The 18,885-nt window shown below is 60.2% G+C and carries 16 protein-coding genes; 6 read left to right on the forward strand and 10 right to left on the reverse strand.

Going from position 1 to position 18,885, the window contains the following annotated elements; genetic code table 11:
* Positions 1 to 4: 4 nt before the first annotated feature.
* From atpA to EK369_RS16840, 3 genes are all read right to left on the reverse strand, one after another.
* Positions 5 to 1,543: a F0F1 ATP synthase subunit alpha gene (gene atpA / locus EK369_RS16830; protein ID WP_127115430.1), complete on the reverse strand. Its 1,539-nt coding sequence runs from the start codon at positions 1,541 to 1,543 to the stop codon at positions 5 to 7.
* Positions 1,543 to 2,103 carry a F0F1 ATP synthase subunit delta gene (locus EK369_RS16835; RefSeq protein WP_127115431.1) on the reverse strand — a complete coding sequence of 187 codons (561 nt, stop codon included), beginning with the start codon at positions 2,101 to 2,103 and terminating at the stop codon, positions 1,543 to 1,545. The genes atpA and EK369_RS16835 overlap by 1 nt, the downstream gene beginning before the upstream one ends.
* A gap of 345 nt (positions 2,104 to 2,448) precedes the next feature.
* The gene (locus EK369_RS16840) at positions 2,449 to 3,189 is read right to left on the reverse strand and encodes a class I SAM-dependent methyltransferase (RefSeq protein WP_127115432.1); all 741 of its coding nucleotides are present in this window, start codon (positions 3,187 to 3,189) and stop codon (positions 2,449 to 2,451) included.
* Between the two features lie 61 nt (positions 3,190 to 3,250).
* On the opposite strand from EK369_RS16840, the gene gloB reads away from it, so the two are divergent.
* The 4 genes from gloB (at position 3,251) to EK369_RS16860 (ending at position 8,939) form a co-directional block, all read left to right on the forward strand.
* Positions 3,251 to 4,018, forward strand: coding sequence for a hydroxyacylglutathione hydrolase (gene gloB / locus EK369_RS16845; protein ID WP_127115433.1), 768 nt, complete (start codon positions 3,251 to 3,253; stop codon positions 4,016 to 4,018).
* A gap of 166 nt (positions 4,019 to 4,184) precedes the next feature.
* Complete coding sequence (gene clpA / locus EK369_RS16850) at positions 4,185 to 6,506, forward strand: ATP-dependent Clp protease ATP-binding subunit ClpA (protein WP_127115434.1); 2,322 nt, start codon at positions 4,185 to 4,187, stop codon at positions 6,504 to 6,506.
* On the forward strand, positions 6,506 to 7,477 hold the full coding sequence (locus tag EK369_RS16855) for a M23 family metallopeptidase (RefSeq protein ID WP_127115435.1): 972 nt from the start codon (positions 6,506 to 6,508) through the stop codon (positions 7,475 to 7,477). The genes clpA and EK369_RS16855 overlap by 1 nt, the downstream gene beginning before the upstream one ends.
* Before the next feature lie 58 nt (positions 7,478 to 7,535).
* The gene (locus EK369_RS16860) at positions 7,536 to 8,939 is read left to right on the forward strand and encodes an FAD-binding oxidoreductase (RefSeq protein ID WP_235871459.1); all 1,404 of its coding nucleotides are present in this window, start codon (positions 7,536 to 7,538) and stop codon (positions 8,937 to 8,939) included.
* On the opposite strand, the gene EK369_RS16865 is transcribed toward EK369_RS16860, so the two are convergent.
* The 3 genes from EK369_RS16865 to EK369_RS16875 form a co-directional block, all read right to left on the reverse strand.
* On the reverse strand, positions 8,936 to 11,185 hold the full coding sequence (locus EK369_RS16865; RefSeq protein ID WP_127115436.1) for a peptidoglycan -binding protein: 2,250 nt from the start codon (positions 11,183 to 11,185) through the stop codon (positions 8,936 to 8,938). The two genes, EK369_RS16860 and EK369_RS16865, sit on opposite strands and share 4 nt — an antisense overlap.
* 3 nt (positions 11,186 to 11,188) lie before the next feature.
* Complete coding sequence (locus EK369_RS16870; protein ID WP_127115437.1) at positions 11,189 to 12,397, reverse strand: biopolymer transporter ExbB; 1,209 nt, start codon at positions 12,395 to 12,397, stop codon at positions 11,189 to 11,191.
* A gap of 192 nt (positions 12,398 to 12,589) precedes the next feature.
* Complete coding sequence (locus EK369_RS16875) at positions 12,590 to 13,120, reverse strand: gamma-glutamylcyclotransferase (RefSeq protein WP_127115438.1); 531 nt, start codon at positions 13,118 to 13,120, stop codon at positions 12,590 to 12,592.
* A 66-nt stretch (positions 13,121 to 13,186) separates the two neighbouring features.
* Between EK369_RS16875 and EK369_RS16880 the strand changes: the two genes are divergently transcribed.
* The gene (locus EK369_RS16880) at positions 13,187 to 14,179 is read left to right on the forward strand and encodes a DUF2125 domain-containing protein (RefSeq protein WP_164727028.1); all 993 of its coding nucleotides are present in this window, start codon (positions 13,187 to 13,189) and stop codon (positions 14,177 to 14,179) included.
* On the opposite strand, the gene EK369_RS16885 is transcribed toward EK369_RS16880, so the two are convergent.
* Genes EK369_RS16885 through hisC form a run of 3 tightly spaced genes read right to left on the reverse strand, consistent with a single transcriptional unit; the run spans position 14,176 to position 17,038 of the window.
* Positions 14,176 to 14,991, reverse strand: coding sequence for an extensin-like domain-containing protein (locus tag EK369_RS16885; RefSeq protein ID WP_127115440.1), 816 nt, complete (start codon positions 14,989 to 14,991; stop codon positions 14,176 to 14,178). The genes EK369_RS16880 and EK369_RS16885 overlap by 4 nt on opposite strands.
* A 38-nt stretch (positions 14,992 to 15,029) precedes the next feature.
* Positions 15,030 to 15,956 (reverse strand): prephenate/arogenate dehydrogenase family protein, encoded by a 927-nt coding sequence (locus EK369_RS16890; protein ID WP_127115441.1) that lies wholly within the window; start codon positions 15,954 to 15,956, stop codon positions 15,030 to 15,032.
* Positions 15,953 to 17,038, reverse strand: coding sequence for a histidinol-phosphate transaminase (hisC, locus tag EK369_RS16895; RefSeq protein ID WP_127115442.1), 1,086 nt, complete (start codon positions 17,036 to 17,038; stop codon positions 15,953 to 15,955). Before hisC ends, EK369_RS16890 begins: the two co-directional genes overlap by 4 nt.
* 218 nt (positions 17,039 to 17,256) lie before the next feature.
* On the opposite strand from hisC, the gene EK369_RS16900 reads away from it, so the two are divergent.
* Entirely contained in the window at positions 17,257 to 18,012 is a 756-nt protein-coding gene (locus EK369_RS16900; protein WP_127115443.1) for a L,D-transpeptidase, read from the forward strand.
* 63 nt (positions 18,013 to 18,075) lie between these two features.
* On the opposite strand, the gene rpsD is transcribed toward EK369_RS16900, so the two are convergent.
* A complete protein-coding gene (gene rpsD / locus EK369_RS16905; RefSeq protein ID WP_127115444.1) occupies positions 18,076 to 18,696 on the reverse strand; it encodes a 30S ribosomal protein S4 in 621 nt (206 codons plus the stop codon).
* Positions 18,697 to 18,885: the final 189 nt, after the last annotated feature.

Here is an 18,885-nt window from a genome sequence, read left to right on the forward strand (position 1 = left end):
CCCCTTACGCGAAATCAGCGGCGTATTCGTCGAGTGCTGCTTTCACTTTATCTGCGGCGTCGCCTTTGATCTTGGGATCTTCGTCGGTGATCCACTGCAGAAGGTCAGCATGCTTGCCGCGCAGGTGCTGCAGCAGGCCTTGCTCGAAACGACCCACATCAGATACTTCGATCTTGTCGAGGTAGCCGTTCACACCTGCGAAGATGACGCAGACGATTTCCGAGTTGGTCAGCGGCGAGTACTGCGCCTGCTTCATCAGTTCGGTTAGACGTGCACCACGGTTCAGCAGCTGCTGGGTTGCAGCGTCGAGGTCGGAGCCAAACTGAGCGAAGGCGGCCATCTCACGATACTGAGCCAGCGACAGTTTCACCGGACCAGCAACCGACGACATGGCCGAAGTTTGCGCCGACGAACCAACGCGCGACACCGACAGACCGGTGTTCACAGCAGGGCGGATACCTTGGTAGAACAGTTCGGTTTCCAGGAAGATCTGGCCGTCGGTGATCGAAATCACGTTGGTCGGAATAAACGCCGAAACGTCACCACCTTGGGTTTCAATCACGGGCAGCGCGGTCAGCGAGCCTGCACCAAAGTCTTCGTTCAGCTTGGCCGAACGCTCCAGAAGGCGCGAGTGAAGATAGAAAACGTCACCAGGATAGGCTTCACGTCCGGGCGGACGACGCAGCAGCAGCGACATCTGACGATAGGACACAGCCTGCTTGGAAAGGTCATCATAGATGATCAGAGCGTGGCGGCCGTTGTCGCGGAAGAACTCGGCCATCGCGGTCGCGGCATAGGGTGCCAGGAACTGCATCGGCGCGGGGTCCGAAGCGGTTGCAGCAACAACGATCGAGTATTCAATCGCGCCGGACTCTTCCAGTTTCTTAACCAGCTGAGCAACAGTCGAACGCTTTTGACCGATCGCAACGTACACACAGTACAGTTTCTTGCTTTCGTCGTCGCCAGCGGCTTCGTTATAGGATTTCTGGTTCAGGATCGCGTCCAGAGCAACGGCGGTCTTGCCGGTCTGACGGTCACCAATGATCAGCTCGCGCTGGCCACGGCCAATCGGGATCATCGCGTCAACCGATTTCAGGCCGGTTGCCATCGGCTCGTGAACCGACTTACGCGGGATAATGCCCGGCGCTTTCACGTCTGCAATGCCACGCTCGGTCGAGTCGATCGGACCTTTTCCGTCGATCGGGTTACCCAGACCGTCGACAACGCGACCCAACAGGCCATTGCCGACCGGAACGTCCACGATCGAGTTGGTACGCTTGACGATATCGCCTTCTTTGATGTCACGGTCCGACCCGAAGATAACAACACCAACGTTGTCATTCTCAAGGTTCAGCGCCATGCCCTGAATCCCACCTGGGAATTCAACCATCTCACCGGCTTGAACATTGTCCAGGCCGTAGACACGCGCAATGCCGTCACCGACGGAAAGCACACGACCGACTTCGGCCACCTCGGCCTCCTGGCCAAAGTTTTTGATCTGGTCCTTAAGGATCGCAGAGATTTCGGCTGCTTGGATACCCATTATCCGACCTCTTTCATTGCATTCTGGAGGGAAGAGAGCTTGGAAGCGATCGAGGTGTCGATCATCTTCGAGCCCACTTTAACGACAAGACCGCCAATGAGGGATTCATCGACGGCCGCATTGATTTTGACATCTTTACCGACACGCGCGGCCAGAGTCTTGGAGAGCTTTTCGCTTTGCGTCTTGGTCAGGGCTTTTGCGGAAACCACCTCGGCGGTGACCTCACCCTTTTCTTCGGCAAGCATTGCACGCAGCTGTTCCACCAGCTGCGGCAGCACGAACAGACGACGTTTCTCGGCCATCAGGCCCAGAACATTCTTCAGCATCTGCTGAAGACCCATCTTGTCTGCAATTTGCGCAATGGCCTTGCCCTGATCTTCCCGGCTGATCACCGGCGAAGAAATCAGGTCGCGCAGTTCTGCGCTTTCAGCCAAAGCGGTGCTGAGGTCGTCCAGACCACTTTCCAAATCGGCAAGTGTCTTGGACTCTTTCGCGATCTGAAAGACCGCAGTGGCATAGCGTTGCGCAATGCCAGAGGAGATCGAAGCTGGTTCGGACACGTCCACCCTTCCGCTTTCTGGCCCCAGTCACAGCATACAATTGTATGCAATACCCAGGGACGTTTCATCGCCCCGTTGGTTCGGGGCAGTAAAATCCGTCGCGGGTGTAGCAGAGGCTTGGCTACCTAGCAACATGGTTTGAAATATTCTGTGAGAGGCGAAAACCCCTTATTTCTAATGCTTTGGCGCAGGTGCGACCGTTTGCCTGCGACAGGACGTGAAAAAAGTGCCTCTAGAATCCCGCTTTTTCGCGATTCCCGGACTAAAACCACGTCACTCCGTTAGCGGAAACGTAGATTTTCACATCGCCGCGCGCCGCACCACGATGACCAATTTCACGAAAATCTAGACTGGCGCCGCGTCAGGCTTCGGCGCCAAAACCCCTAACGGCTTTTTCACCGCTTCCCGCAGCCCCGGCCCACTCGGCGCGTGTACGCGTTTACTGGCCTCAACAATCAACACACTGCCCGCCAACACTGGCGATACCGTTTTGCCCAGGCTTTCCCACATGGTGCCGGTCTTGCGCCAGAAACGTTTCTGCGAGGGGGGTTGATAGAGTGTCGTACGGTGGCGTTCCGGCATGAAACCATGCTGGCGCAACTGGGCCTCTAACTGTCCGGTTGTATAGGGGCGGCCATAGCCGAACGGTGTCTTGTCGCTGCGGGTCCACATACCCGCTCGATGCGGTACGATGAACAACGCACGCCCCCCGGGCCCGAGGGCGCGATAAGCCTCGTTCAACAGGTCCGACGGCCGCTCGCAGGTTTCAAGCCCATGCATCATCACCAGCCGGTCCAGCCTGCCCGTTTCGATCGGCCAGAGCGTCTCTTCACACAGCACCGAAACATTTGCCATACCAGCAGGCCAGGGCATCACACCCTGCGGTGCTGGCATCAACCCGAAAACGCGGCGCGCATCTGCCAGATAGGGCCGCAAAAGCGGCACGGCAAAGCCAAAGCCTGCCACCGTCAGCCCCTTGGCTTCGGGCCACAGCTCCAGCACTTCTTCGCGCACGGCCTTTTGCGCCGCACGCCCCAGCGTGCTGCGATAGTAGAAATTCCGCAGATCCTGCACATCAAGATGCATTGCAACCGCCCGTCTGATCGGCAAAGCTGAACCCAACATAACAATCACAAAGCGAAAATCCATGCCCCTCGACATCGTCACCCTGCCCTGTCTGTCCGATAACTACGCCTTCCTGATCCATGATACTGCCAGCGGCGAGACCGCAGTTGTCGATGTGCCCGAGTCCGGAGTGATCTCCGAGGCGCTGCGCACGCGCGGCTGGACCCTCAGCCACGTGTTCCTGACACACCACCATTGGGATCACGTGGACGGGCTCGCCGCCCTTTTGCAAGCACACCCGGCCAAGGTCATTGGCGCCGCAGCGGATGCCCATCGCCTGCCATCCCTCGATCTGGCTGTGACCGAGGGTGACAGCTTCCAACTTGGGGGGGAGGCTGTACAGGTCTTGGACGTTTCCGGCCACACAGTGGGGCACATCGCGTTTTACCTGCCCGAGACTGGCGCCGTCTTTACCGCGGACAGCCTGATGGCGATGGGGTGTGGCCGCCTGTTCGAGGGCGACCCGGACATGATGTGGGTGTCACTCTCGAAGCTCGCAGCCTTGCCGCCCGATACCATCGTCTACTCCGGCCATGAGTATACCGCCGCCAACGCCCGCTTTGCCGTAACCGTTGATCCTGCCAATCCAGCCCTGACCGCCAGGATCGAGGCCATCACAGAAGCCCGCGCCAAAGGCCAGCCCACCGTACCCTCGACCCTGGCAGAGGAATTGGCCACCAACCCATTCCTACGCGCCACCGCGCCCGAAGTTCAGCGCCATCTGGGCATGGAGGGCGCCGACCCGGCACGCGTTTTTGCAGAGATTCGCCACCGCAAAGACAATTTCTGAGCGAGTTCTGGGGCGTGAAATCCGGGCAATTCCTGTTTTTGTGAAGGGAAATATGCAGAAAGTCCTTGAAGACCGGGCCAGATAGACCAAACTTTAAACCTATGAGGCCATGGTTGTTTGGGGTCTCGCATCCCTGCAACCCAGAACCAAGAGGAGCACCAGAGCAGTGCCTTCATTCTCGACGACGCTTGAACAGGCAATCCACGCGGCGCTGGCGCAGGCCAACGAACGCCGTCATGAGTTTGCAACCCTAGAACATCTTCTTCTCGCCCTTTTGGACGAACCCGACGCCGTGCGCGTCATGCAGGCCTGCAGCGTCGACCTCGACGAATTGCGCAGCACGCTCTTGGAATTCATCAACGATGATCTTTCCAACCTCGTGACGGATATCGAAGGTTCAGAAGCCGTGCCAACGGCCGCCTTTCAACGGGTGATCCAGCGGGCAGCCATTCATGTGCAGTCCTCGGGACGGACCGAAGTGACTGGCGCAAACGTGTTGGTCGCCATCTTTGCCGAGCGCGAATCCAACGCTGCCTATTTCCTGCAAGAACAGGACATGACCCGTTATGACGCCGTGAACTTCATCGCCCATGGCGTTGCCAAGGACCCGGCCTTTGGTGAAAGCCGCCCTGTCTCGGGTGCTGAGGGAGATGAAGATCACACCATCGACTCGCCCGAGGCTGAGAACAAGGAAAGCGCGCTTGCCAAGTATTGCGTTGATCTGAACGCCAAGGCCGCCAAGGGCGACATCGATCCGCTGATCGGCCGCGATTCCGAAGTTGAACGCTGCATTCAGGTGCTGTGCCGCCGTCGCAAGAACAACCCCCTGCTAGTGGGTGATCCCGGTGTCGGCAAAACCGCCATCGCCGAGGGGCTCGCGCACCAGATCGTCAAGGGTCAAACACCCGAGGTTTTGGCCAACACCACGATCTTTTCGCTCGACATGGGCGCACTGCTTGCGGGCACCCGCTATCGCGGCGACTTTGAGGAACGGCTGAAGGCCGTCGTAACCGAGCTGGAAGAACACCCCGATGGGGTGCTGTTCATCGACGAAATCCACACGGTAATCGGTGCCGGCGCCACCTCGGGTGGGGCCATGGATGCCTCCAACCTTCTGAAGCCCGCGCTTCAGGGCGGCAAATTGCGCACCATGGGCTCGACCACTTATAAAGAGTTCCGTCAGCACTTTGAAAAAGATCGCGCGCTCTCGCGGCGCTTTCAAAAGATCGACGTCAACGAACCGTCGGTCGAAGACACCATCAAAATCCTGCGCGGTCTCAAGCCTTACTTTGAAGAGCATCACAGCGTGAAATTCACCGCCGATGCGATCAAGACCGCCGTGGAACTTTCCGCGCGCTACATGAATGACCGCAAACTGCCCGACAAGGCGATCGATGTGATCGACGAGGCAGGTGCGGCGCAGCATCTCGTGGCGGCCTCTAAGCGCCGCAAGACCATCGGCGTGAAAGAGATCGAGGCCGTTGTGGCCAAGATCGCCCGCATCCCGCCCAAGAACGTGTCGAAAAACGATGCCGAGGTCCTGAAAGACCTCGAACGGTCTCTGAAACGCGTGGTCTTCGGACAGGACAACGCCATCGAAGCGCTCTCGTCGGCCATCAAACTGGCCCGCGCGGGCCTGCGCGAACCTGAAAAGCCCATCGGCAACTACCTCTTCGCCGGTCCAACCGGTGTGGGTAAGACCGAGGTCGCCAAACAACTGGCGGATACGCTGGGCGTGGAACTCCTGCGCTTTGACATGTCGGAGTATATGGAGAAGCACGCGGTCTCGCGTCTGATCGGCGCGCCTCCGGGTTATGTCGGATTTGATCAGGGTGGCCAGCTGACCGACGGCGTTGACCAGCACCCGCACTGCGTCCTTCTGCTCGATGAGATGGAAAAGGCGCACCCGGATGTCTACAACATCCTTCTACAGGTGATGGACCACGGCACGTTGACCGATCACAACGGGCGCACGGTCGATTTCCGCAACGTGATCCTGATCATGACCTCGAACGCGGGTGCGACCGAACAAGCCAAGGCCGCCATCGGCTTTGGGAGGGATCGGCGCGAGGGCGAAGACACCGCCGCCATCGAACGCACCTTTACGCCGGAATTCCGCAACCGTCTGGATGCTGTGATCTCTTTTGCACCACTGCCCAAAGACGTCATCATGCGCGTGGTGGAAAAATTCGTTCTGCAACTCGAAGCGCAGCTCATGGACCGCAACGTAACCATCGAACTGACGCCCAAAGCGGCGGAATGGCTTGGTAACAAAGGCTACGACGACAAGATGGGCGCGCGCCCTCTGGCCCGCGTGATTCAGGAGCATATCAAAAAGCCGCTCGCCGAAGAGCTGTTGTTCGGTACGCTTGCCAAAGGTGGCGTCGTGAAGGTCGCGGTCAAGAACGGCGAACTAAAGCTGGAGCTCAGTGGACCTGACAAACCACGGATTGAAGGCAATAAACCACCGCTACTGACCGCAGAGTAATGCTGGCCCGCGCGGCTCTGACAGTTTTAGCGCTCGCGGCCTCTCCGGTCGCGGGCGCACCTGTTTTGGAACAGCCCATCGACTGCGTTCTGGGCGAAACCTGTTACGTCCAGAACTATGTTGATGCTGACCCCTCATCGGGGTGGAGCGACTTTGCCTGTGGGCGGCTGTCCTACGATGGGCACAAGGGCACTGATTTCGCCCTGCCCACCACAGCCGCCATGCAGGATGGCGTCGATGTACTGGCCGCTGCAGCAGGCCGTGTCGTGGGCACACGTGATGGCATGCAGGATGCGCTTGTTACCAAGGACCGGCTGGCCGCAGTCAAGGGCAAGGAATGCGGTAATGGCGTCGCCATTGATCATGGCGCGGGGTGGGTCACTCAGTATTGCCACATGAAGCGCGGCAGTATTTCGGTGGTCAAAGGCGAAATCGTTGATGCTGGCACGCCCTTGGGCCAGGTCGGCCTGAGCGGCAAGACCGAGTTTCCCCACCTCCACATGTCACTGCGCCACAAGGGCAAGGTGGTCGATCCCTTTGCTCCCGGCGACCCGGACGCCACTTGCGCCTCACTGCGCGAAGATGCGCTATGGGCGACAAACCCCGGCTACGTGCCGGGCGGGATTGTGCGCCTGGGCTATGACATAGGGGTGCCAGACTACGCTGACATCAAATCAGGCGTTGCCGGAACGGACACCCTGCCCCCTGACGCGCCCGCCATAGTGCTCTTTTCGCTGGGGTTCGGCAGCCGCACAGGGGATCAACTGGAGATCACCATCACCGGCCCCAACGGCTTTTCCTTCACCAATCAGGTGACGCTCAAGAAACCTCAGGCGCTTTACTTCCGGGCTGCGGGCAAGAAGCGCCCTGCCGCGGGCTGGCCAACCGGCAACTATCTGGGCACCGTGACCCTGACCCGCAATGGACAGGTCTACGCCCGGGACAAGTTGACCCTCACGATCCGCGAATAGCTTGACGCCTTACGCGCGCTTGGAGAAGGTCAACTGACCGCAAATCAGGAGGCCGCAGTTGGACGCCTTTATCACCGCATTAACCGCCGTCGTCGGTCCACGTTACATCCTGTCCGGCGACGCACCGCGCGATAGTTACGACCACGGCTGGTTGCCGCAGTACCACGGGCGGTCCCATGCGGTCGTCCGCCCCGGCTCCACTGATGAGGTCGCCGGCGTCCTCGCGCTTGCCAATGACCACACTGTTCCGATCATCCCCATGGGTGGCAACACCGGCCTGACCGGGGCAACTTTCCCAGACCCGCAAACCCCTGCGGTGATCCTGTCACTGGACCGCATGGACAAGATCCTTGAAATCAAGCCCGAGGCCCAGGTGATGCGGGTTCAGGCCGGGGCCATCCTCGACACCGTCCGCGCCGCTGCGGACGAACATAACCTGACCTTTCCTTTGGTTTTTGGCGCCCGTGGCAGCTGCCGCATCGGCGGCAACCTCGCCACCAATGCCGGTGGCTCGAACGTCCTGCGATATGGCAACGCGCGCGATCTTTGCCTTGGTTTGACCGTGGTTCTCGCCGATGGGCGCGTCATGGATCTGAACAGCGAATTGCGCAAGGACAACACAGGCTACGACCTGAAACACCTGTTCATCGGCTCAGAAGGGACGCTTGGGGTCATTACTGAGGCCATCCTGCGCCTTGCGCCCAAACCGCGAGACTTTGCCACGGCCATGATCGCGATGGATGACATCGATGCCGCATTGTCGCTTCTCAATCGCCTCAACCGTGCCAGCGGAGGCGCGGTCGAAGCCTTTGAACTGATGCCGCAGAATTACTGTGCCCTCCTGCCACGCGCCCTGCCTGCGCTTCGACCGGTCTTTACCCCGGTGCCCGCGTTCACCATTCTGGTCGAACTGGCCATGACCCGCGAAAATGACGACCTCCTGTCACTCCTCGAAGAGGAACTGGCGCAGGCCATCGAACAGGAACAGGTCAGCGACGCAGTGATCGCCCAGAATGAATCCCAACGCGCCGAGATGTGGCAACGCCGCGAGTCGACCTTTGAGGTCGCCGACCTGCGCGGTGCGACCTTGGACACGGACATTGCTCTGCCTCTCGACAAAGTTGCCGAGTTTCTGCAGCGCGCCGAGCACGACACCCGACACATCTCTCCCCAGGTTGAACCGATCTATGTTGCACACCTTGGCGACGGCAACGTGCACTACTCTCTCTGGAACCCGCCAGAAATGTCGAAGGACCGCGAGGCGCTTGTCGAAGCCATCGAGGACCTGGTGGCAGACCTTGGAGGCAGTTTCAGCGCCGAGCATGGCATCGGACTGATGAAACGCAGCACCATGGCCCGCCGCAAAGACCCGATCGCACTCGAAGTCATGCATGGGCTCAAGCGCCAACTCGACCCCAAGGGCATCATGAATCCGGGCAAGCTCCTGCCCGATGCACCCTAACGCTCTGTCAGCTTGATCTCGATACGTCGATTCTTGGCCCGCGCTTCGGGTGTGTCGGCGGGATCCAGCGGTTGAAACTCGCCAAATCCGTTGGCCGATAGCCGCTTTGACGGAATACCCAGATCATCCGCCATAAAGCGCACCACAGACAGCGCCCTGCCCTGGCTCAACTCCCAGTTATCACCGTACTTTCCAGCGCTGAAAAATGGCTGGTTGTCCGTGTGTCCGTCAACCCGGATGATCCAGTCAATGCCATCCGGGATGTCACTGGAAACGCGTGAAAGGATTGCGGCCACCTTGGCGATTTCGCCCTTGCCTTCTTCCGACAAATCCGCGCTGCCGATGTCAAACAACACCTCGGATGAAAACACAAATCGGTCGCCCACGACACGCACGCCTTCCTGTCCAGCCAGCACGTCGCGCAACCTGCCAAAGAACTCTGAGCGGAACTTCTGCAGGTCCTTGGCCTCAGCCTCCAACCGTTTGCGTTCTGCCTCTTCCAGCTCTCGCCGCTTACGCTCTTCGGCCGCCGCACGGGCCAGCGCCGTGTTCAGATCCGACCCCAGCGACTGCAACTGAACCTGTGATGCCGCGTCTCGCTGCTTGGCATCATCCAGCAGCGCCTGCAGCCCGGACAACTGCGACCGCAAAGCGGCCACTTGCTGATTGAGCAGCGCAATCTCACGCTGGCTCTCGGCCGAGCGCGTCTCTTCTGCGGCCAATGCCTGATTGGCAGCGGCGAGCAACGCCTCGCGCTCTTCGGCAGCGGTCAGAGTCTCTGCTGCAGACTGCTCCGCCGCCAGTTTCGCCGCCAGTGCTTCCGCCAGCCGCTTTTGAATATCGTCCTCATTGCCAATCTGCGCCTCAGCCGCAATCCGGGCCGCAATGGCTGCCGCCAATTGCTGTTCAGCTGTTTTCAGATCGACCTGCAGCTGACCTGCATCGGCGGCGTCCTCTTGCGCGCGCTCCAGGGCAATCTGCAACGCCCGCAACTCGGCCAGCTTTTGCGCCAGTTCATCGCGTTTGCGGTTCAACTCATCTTCTTTCAGCGCAAGATCGCCCTCGATCCCCTGCAACCGAACCTGCGCCGCATCCAGTTCGTTCTGTGTGACCGAAAGCGCAAAGCGCGCATCTTCCAGCTCAGTCGTGGCACCCTCTGACGACGCTCTTGCCGCCGCTTCTGCCGCGCGCGAGTCCTGCAGCGCACCTTCTGTCGTGGCGAGCGCCGCGCGAACGTCTTCAAGTTCCGCCTCTGCCGCCGCCAGCGCGGTTTGAGTCGCCACCTGATCCTGGGCCAGCGCCGTGCTTTTCGTCCGCTGCGCCTCGAGCGCCAGCAGTGTCTGCGCCAGATCCGTTTGCGCCGCCTCGCCAGCCAAAAGGGCCGCGGCGAGTTTCTCGGTCAGGTCCTTCCGCGCCGCGTCGGCCGCGGCCAGCATGGTCAACGTTTCCTCTGCCTTGCGTCGTTGTTCTTCCAACGCCAGCGACATCGCAGTCAACTCGGCGTCGGCAGTCTGCAACCGTTCACGCAGAGCTTCTGCCGCCGCCGCCTCAGCCAGCCGGGCTTTTTCTTCCTCACTCAGGCTCGCCTCCAGATCGGCCACACGAGTACTCAAGGCGCTATTGGCGGCTGCGCGCTCGGCCTGTTCACGGTTGAGGTCGGCGATCATCGCTTCAAGTGCCTCGCGCCGCGCCGCTGCCAACCGCGCGGCCTCGGTCTTTGCGTCTATCTCAGATCGTGCCGTGGCCAAGGCCAGGTTCAAGGCGTCCTGCTCGCCTAGCAACTGGTCCCGCAGCCCCTCCAGATCGGCGATTGTCCCCAGTGCCGTGTCCTTCTCGGCCAGCAAGGCCGCCACCTGCGCTTCGAAACTGGTGATCCGCGTTTGCGCGTCGGCCAACTCGCTCTCGCGCGTGGTTAGGTTCGCCGTCAGCGTCGCAATCAACTGTGATTGCCGCTCGGCCTCGGCGCGTTCATCGGCCAGGGTCGCGCGCAAGCCCCCCACCTGTGTCTCAAGGTTTGTCGTACGGTCCCGCTCCAGCCCCAGCGCCTGCGCCAGCGCCGCCACTTCCAGTGACAGCGCGTCCAGTTCCGTTTCCTGTCCCGTGATGGTCTCGCGCAAGACAAACTGTACCACCATGAAAATGGTCAGCACGAACATCAGCACCAGGAGCAGACCGGTCATCGCATCGACAAACCCGGGCCAGATCGAGGCTTGGAACCGTTGTCCTGTGCGCCGGGAAAGGGCCATGGATCAGCCCTCGCCTCCGCTGTCCTGCGCTTTACCGCCCGCTTTGCGCGGGTTGCGGGTTGCTTGTTTCAGCGCCCGGGCCAAGGCCGAAAGGTCGGTACGGATCTCGGCCATGCTCTCCTGACGTCCGGCGGAAATCTCTTCCAGAATGCGTAGCATCTGCACGTCGATCGACCGCAACCGCATTCGGCTCTCGGCATCAATGCCGTGTTCACCTTCACCGCGCAACTCCAGCGCGTGGATCAAACGTTCCTGACCTTCTGCAACTCGCAACAAAGCCTGCGTCGCCGGTGCCTGTGCCTCCATGCGATCGGTCATCGCCTCAAGCGCATCCGCCAGTCGGCTCAGTTTGGTATCCAGCTCCGAGCTGCGCGCATCACCTTGGGTGAACATCGACTGCAGGCCTTCCATCTGCTGGGTCATATGATCCAGCACATTGGCAATCGCAGAATGTTCGATGCCACCCTCACCTTCGCCAGTCGAGAAGCTGACGCGTGTGATGGTGCTCAGCCACTCTTCCAACTCGCGGTAAAACCGGTTCTGGCCGTGGCCCGCAAAAAGCTCCAGCAGCCCAACGATCAGTGATCCGGCCAGCCCCAACAACGACGAGGCAAAGGCAACGCCCATGCCACCCAGCTGGCTTTCCAACCCGCTCATCAGTCGCGAGAACACCTCTACGCCACCTTCGCCCTCTTGAGGGGCAAGGCTGCGGATGGTGTCGACCACCGCTGGCACGGTTGTGGCCAGCCCGTAGAATGTTCCTAAAAGGCCCAGGAAAATCAACATGTTGACGAGGTATCGGGTGATCTCCCGGGTTTCCTCGATCCGGGTCGCCACCGAGTCCAGAATGGACTGGGTTGAGGATGTACCGATCTGCGTTCGTGCACCCCGTTTGCGCAACAAGGCTGCCAAAGGCGCCAACAGTGACGGCGCATTGGCCGTTTCGCCACCTTCGCGCTCAGCTGCAAAGTTCTCGATCCAGCGCACCGAGTTGATCAGCGAAAACACCTGCCCGAAACAGGCCAGAACACCGATCACAAAGACCATGCCGATAAAGCCGTTCAGATAGGGGTTCGCCTCAAAAACCGGCATGACGCGCGGCAGGGCAACGTAGCCCAATAGACCGGTCAGCGCCAAAACGATCAACATCAAGATGATCTGGCGGACGGGATGAGAGAAATGCGGCTCGACTTCTCGGTCCGGCTGCTCCATCGGGACAGCTCCTGACACATTGTTTTTATCTGGCGTTACCCTAATGGCTCCGCTGCCACGTGCCAAGAACTTATCCCAAGGAACTCTCGGCCAGAACCGACACAAACCCCGATCTGGACACCGCAACAGAAATTTCTAGAAATTTCTGCACAACGGAAAATCTTCTAGAAGATTTTCCGGCACCTGTTGCCGCTATTTTGCCGTCAGTTCGCGCACTCGTACCGACAGCCAGTCCAGATCAGAATCCTCGATGCCCAGCTCAAAAAGATGGCTGGCCGTATTGTGCAGATAATCCGTGTTCGGCCCTCTACCGCCAACCGCGGTCGAAATGATCTGCGCCTGTTCTTCCAGGTCCAGGTGGCAATACTGCACGTGATGCGGATCGATCACATAGGTCACGGCTTCCACCTGCCGACCATCGCGCAGATCGACATGCAACATGCGCTCCAGATATGCGGAAGAGATCAACTCGCGCGCGCGCAACTCTTCCAGCGTCTTGGCTTCATGGCCTTCCTCAACCAACAGCGCCAATCCCTGACAATGCGCGCCATTATCCGCATCCAGCGCCAGCACCAGCCCCGGTTTCTCTTCGGTGCCGCGATGGTGGATCGAGCGCATGCAGAAACTGCGATGCCAGCCCGGCAACGTGGCAATCACCTTTTCGCGGTAGGGAAAGCCCGGATTCCACAAAAGCGATCCGTAACCGAATACCCACATCGTCATGTCTCTGGTCCTTCAGGTTTTGCGCGTTTAAACACCAATCACTGTCTGTGGAAAAGGGCCTGTTTGATGAAACGCCTCGTGATCGTTGTCCTGATAGCTGCACTTGGCTGGTCGGCCTATTGGTTCATTGGTGCAACCGGTGTCAAAACCGGGTTTGTCGCCTGGTTCGACCAGCGTCAGACCGAAGGTTGGCAGGCCGAAGCCAGCGATGTCTCTGTCAGCGGCTATCCCAACCGCTTTGATACCACCTTCACCAACATCGCGCTGGCCGATCCGGACACGGGCGTGGCCTGGACCGCCCCGTTCTTTCAGCTCTTTGCGCTCAGCTACCGCCCCAACCACGTAATCGCCATCTGGCCCGAGAACCAGCAGCTTGCCTTTCCGGATCAGAAACTGTCCATCTCCAGCACCGACACCAAGGCTTCCCTGGTGTTGGGCGCGGCGACCAGCCTGCCGCTTGAGCGCAGCAATTTTGCCACCCAGGACCTGACCATAACTTCCACCGCCGACTGGCAACTCTCGGCAGACAGCCTGCAACTAGCCCTGCACCGGCAAGACGATCCAAACACCTACCGCTTTGCCCTGACCACCACGGGGTTTGCGCCGCCCGTGTCTTATCGCCTGCCCTCGGGCCAAGCGATGCCCCGCACTCTGCAAACTGTCGAGGCCGATATCTTCGCCGGCTTTGACCGCCCCTTCGACCGCGCATCGCTGGAAGACGCCCGTCCCCAACCCACCTGGGTCGAGGTTAAACTGGCCGAGATCGCCTGGGGCGACCTCAGGCTGCAGGCTTCCGGAAGGGTCACCGTGGACAATACCGGCTACCCCACGGGCGAGATCACCCTGCGCGCCACCAACTGGCGCGACATCATCGAGATTGCGCGGCAGTCCGATCAGATCGGCCAGGGCGTGCTGGATGCTGTCGAACAGGGGTTGGAACTGCTTTCAGGCCTGTCCGGCAATCCAAAAACGTTGGATATCCCGCTGAACTTCAAGAACGGCACCACACGACTTGGGCCCGTCGCCATCGCCCCGGCACCACGGCTGACATTGCGTTAACGGCAATAGGGCCCGCCACGGTGCTTGGCCACGTCAAAGTGGAAATGGTCCTTGTGGTAACGGTCGCTGTTCGGCCCCAACACCGTGCCGAACGGCCCGCAGGCCTTGCTGTGCATCTTTTTTAGAATGCGACCCTTTTTACCCTTACCCCAGTCGTTCAGGACGCTGATCGTATCGCCGTTCTTCAACTCGAACCCCGAGATGTCGATCGCGCGCCCCTTGCCGTGTTCGGAAATCTTCGCGCCGGGCCGGTTGTTGCGAGTGCGGCAGGAATAGCCCGCTGCCACCTTCAGCTCGACCACCCCACGTCCATAGCGACCGACGGCGCTGTCCATGCCACCTTCGACCCATTTCTTCAGCGCGCGCGCGGTGTCACACTCCATCACCGCAGGTTGGCTGAGAGTTACACCCGACACTGAATAAAGCTTGACCGCGCCCCTGCGAATCCCGCATCCGTTCAGTTTTCCGGGCACGTTGCCAACTTCGGTGCCTTGCAGCTTCCGATCCTTGCACACCTTGCCAACCCGTGTGGCCGAGGCCTTGCGGCGGGTTTGCTTGACGTCGGGCTCTGTATCCCGCGCCGGGGTTGCCGATGGCGCTGGCGCGGGTCGAGCCACTGGCTGGCCCGCCGCCTCGGCCGCTGCAACGGCGCTGGCCGCGTTGGCCCGAGAAGAGGAGGATCGCGCCAGGTTACCCGGTCGCACCTTGGGCCGGAGAGACCGCTCAGGCGCTGAACTGGGCAGTGCGGGTGGAAAAACATCTTCGCGTGCCACCGGACGCAGCGACCGGTCGGGGGCATTGGCCTGGGCCATCCCGGCCAGTATCAAAAGGGCTATGAGACCCCGCCGGATCACGGCTTCTTCGCGCCACGCCCAAAATCGGGCGCGTCCGTGTCCTGTCCGGCTTCGATGATCCCGCGCCGGATGTCTCGCGTGCGGGTGAAATAGTCAAACAGCTGGTCGCCATCCCCGGTGCGAATGGCACGTTGCAGGGCGAACAACTCTTCGGTGAAGCGCCCCAGTATCTCCAGCGTCGCGTCCTTGTTGTTCAGAAACACGTCGCGCCACATGGTCGGATCCGAGGCCGCAATCCGTGTAAAGTCCCGGAAACCGGCGGCGGAATACTTGATGACTTCGCTGTCTGTCACCCGCCGCAGGTCGTCCGCGACGCCAACCATGGTATAGGCAATCAAGTGCGGCGCATGGCTGGTGACGGCAAGCACCAGATCATGGTGATCAGCATCCATCTCATCGGTGTTGGCGCCCATGCCCTGCCACAGGGTTTCCAAGCGGCGCACCGCGTCATGATCCGTGGTCTCATCTGCGGGCACAATGATGCACCAGCGATTGTCATACAGTTCGGCAAACCCCGATTCAGGTCCGGAATGTTCGGTCCCTGCCAACGGGTGGGCCGGAACAAAATGCACATCATCCGGCAAATGCGGTGCCACCGCACGGATCACCGACCGCTTGACCGAGCCCACATCGCTGATCGTAGCGCCCGGTTTCAGAACCGGTGCGATCTCTTTCGCAACGCCGCCCATTGCCCCAACCGGTACGCAAAGAACCACAAGATCCGCACCCTCTGCCGCCTCGGATGCGCTGTCGCACACCCGGTCGCACAGGCCGATTTCACGGGCCTTGTCCCGTGTCGCCTGCGAGCGGGCATAGCCTGTCACTTCTCCAGCCAATCCACCGCGCTTCATCGCCCAGAACATGGATGAGGCAATCAGCCCCAACCCGATCAGGGCCACGCGGTCATAGATCGGCTGACTCATTTGGCACCTGCCTTGAACTGTCCGACCGCATGGGCCACCCGACGACAACCGGCCTCGTCGCCCACTGTGATGCGCAGACAGTTGGGCAGCCCATAGCCTGCCACCCGACGCACGATCACCCCTTGCGATTTCATGTAGTCGTCACAGGCCTCGGCTTCTTCCTGATCGGCAAATCGCGCCAGAATAAAGTTGGCACAGGACGTGTCCGACGGCACGCCATGCTCCATCAAGGCTTCGGCCAACCAGGCACGCCAGCGGGCGTTGTCTTCGCGACATTTCTGGACAAACGCCTGATCGCGGATCGCTGCCTCGGCCACCGTCAACTGCACCGCTGACAGGTTAAACGGCTGGCGCACCCGGTTCAGCACATCAATGATATCCTGCGGGGCATAGCCCCAGCCAATGCGCAAACCGCCCAAGCCGTAAATCTTGGAAAACGTGCGCGTCATGATCACATTGTCGCGGGCATTGACCAAAGCCGCGCCACCATCAAAGCCCTCAACAAACTCGGCATAGGCCCCGTCCTGCACCAGCACGCATCCTTCGGGCAGGCCTGCGGCCAGTCGCGCCATCTCGTTGCTGCCAACCATGGTGCCGGTCGGGTTGGCCGGGTTGGCGATGAAAACAATGCGGGTCTTGTCCGTGCAAGCCGCCAGAATGGCATCCACATCCACCACACGCTCGCGCTCGGCCACCTTGACCGGGGTTGCACCTGCAGCGTGGGCCAGGATCGGGTACATCGAGAACCCATGTTCGGTATAGATCACCTCATCGCCCGGTCCGGCATAACACTGGGCAATGAACTGCAGAATCTCGTCCGAGCCCACACCACAAATGATCTGCGCCGGATCGAGGTCATGCACCTCGCCGATCAGCGCCCTCAGGTCCGCATGGTCCGTGTTGGGATACCGATGCAGGTTCAGCCCCGATTTGCCGTGTGCAGTCTTGGCCGCATCCGAACACCCATAGGGGTTCTCGTTCGACGATAGCTTCACAACATCCGAGACACCTTCGACGGTGGACTTGCCACCGACGTACAATTCGATCTCCATGATGCCGGGTTGTGGCGAAATACGGGACATATTCAAATAAACTCCTGCTTCGCTCCAGCTTCTAGCCTTGGCGCGAAGGGTTTGAAAGATGATTGATGCGATGACCTGCAAATTGCGCCTTTGCGGTCACGCATTCGCTGTGGTTTTTCACGCGGCCCATCAAACGTGCCGAGTCATCTTGCGATGTAGAGGCTCTTGCCTCTAACCTCTCTCCATAAACACAAAAGAAAACCCTGGGACTTTCGCCAATGAATTTTGCAGCCATCAAGACCACTCTCCTCTGTATGTGCCTCGTGGCACTCGGCGCCTGCGCCAGCGCCCCACCGGAAACCCCCAGCGATTACGCCTCCGTGGTGGATGGAGACATTACCCTGCCCGAGGTCCCGGCGCAGTTTCTCGAAGCGCCCAACCGCCGTGAAACCGTGGACTATACCGGCACAGAAAGCCCCGGCACCATCGTGGTCGATCCCTATGCCAAGTTCCTCTATTACGTAGAAGAAGACGGTCGCGCGACGCGCTATCCCGTTGCCGTTGGTCGCGAAGGCCGGGGCTTCAAGGGCAGCGCCACGATCCGCCGGGTCGAGGAATGGCCGGGCTGGACACCCACCGCCAACATGCTGCGCACCGAACCCGAGGTCTATGGCCCCTTCGCCCGCGGCATTCCCGGCGGTGTCGCCAGCCCGCTTGGCGCGCGCGCGCTCTATCTCTATCGCGGCAGCCGCGACACACGTTACCGCATCCACGGCACCAATGATATGGAGTCCATCGGCAACGCCAGTTCCGCAGGATGCATCCGCATGTTCAATCAGGACGTGATCCACCTCGCCGAGCGCGCTGAGCTGGGCACCGATGTCGTTGTGCGCACCTATGATGAATCGGTCGAAATCGAAGGTATGGAGATGGCCAATCGCGGCTTCGACATTCCTCCCAAGATCGTTGACCCCGAAGTGATCTATGCCGCCGTTGAGGCCGAAGAAGCCCGCCGCGCAGCGGCTGAGGAGTAAAGACAAAAGAAAACCCGCTGCGTTTCGGCAGCGGGTTTTCCAAATTCGGTGTGGCGAAGAACCTTAGTTCTTCGCGTAGAATTCGACCACGAGGTTCGGTTCCATGACAACCGGGTACGGCACGTCCGACAGGCCGGGGGTGCGCACGAAGGTGGCGGTCATTTTCGAGTGGTCGACGTCCATGTAATCAGGAACATCACGCTCGGGCAGTTGAACGGCTTCCAGAACAACGGCCAGTTGCTTGGACTTGTCACGCACTTCGATGACGTCGCCTTCTTTGACGCGGTAGGAAGGGATGTTGACCTTCTTGCCGTTCACTTTGACGTGGCCGTGGTTCACGAACTGACGCGCTGCGAAAACGGTGGCAACGAACTTGGCGCGGTACACAACCGCGTCCAGGCGACGCTCCAGCAGACCGATCAGGTTTTCACCGGTGTCGCCTTTGACACGCTCGGCTTCGGCATAGATGCGGCGGAACATTTTCTCGGTCATGTCGCCGTAGTAGCCTTTCAGCTTCTGCTTGGCGCGCAGCTGCAGACCAAAGTCCGAAATCTTGCCCTTGCGGCGCTGACCGTGCTGGCCGGGGCCGTATTCACGACGGTTGACGGGGGATTTGGGGCGGCCCCAAATGTTTTCGCCCATGCGGCGATCAATTTTGTACTTGGCAGTCGTGCGTTTGGTCACGGCTGTTCTCCTTCGTTCAGGTTTCGAAGGGCGTTGTCCTCTTGCCGGAATTGGCCGACATGACAGGCATCCTCTTGCGAGGGCCACCAACACCAATGAAGCCGCGCGTATATACGAGTCGCAGGGGGAGTCAAGGCACCTTTGCCGTGCTGCGCAGCATCCCGGTCGACAAAAGGCCGAAATCCTTGC

Origin of the sequence: Shimia sediminis (genome assembly GCF_003990645.1) — a bacterium.
Classification (GTDB): Bacteria; Pseudomonadota; Alphaproteobacteria; order Rhodobacterales; family Rhodobacteraceae; genus Shimia; species Shimia sediminis.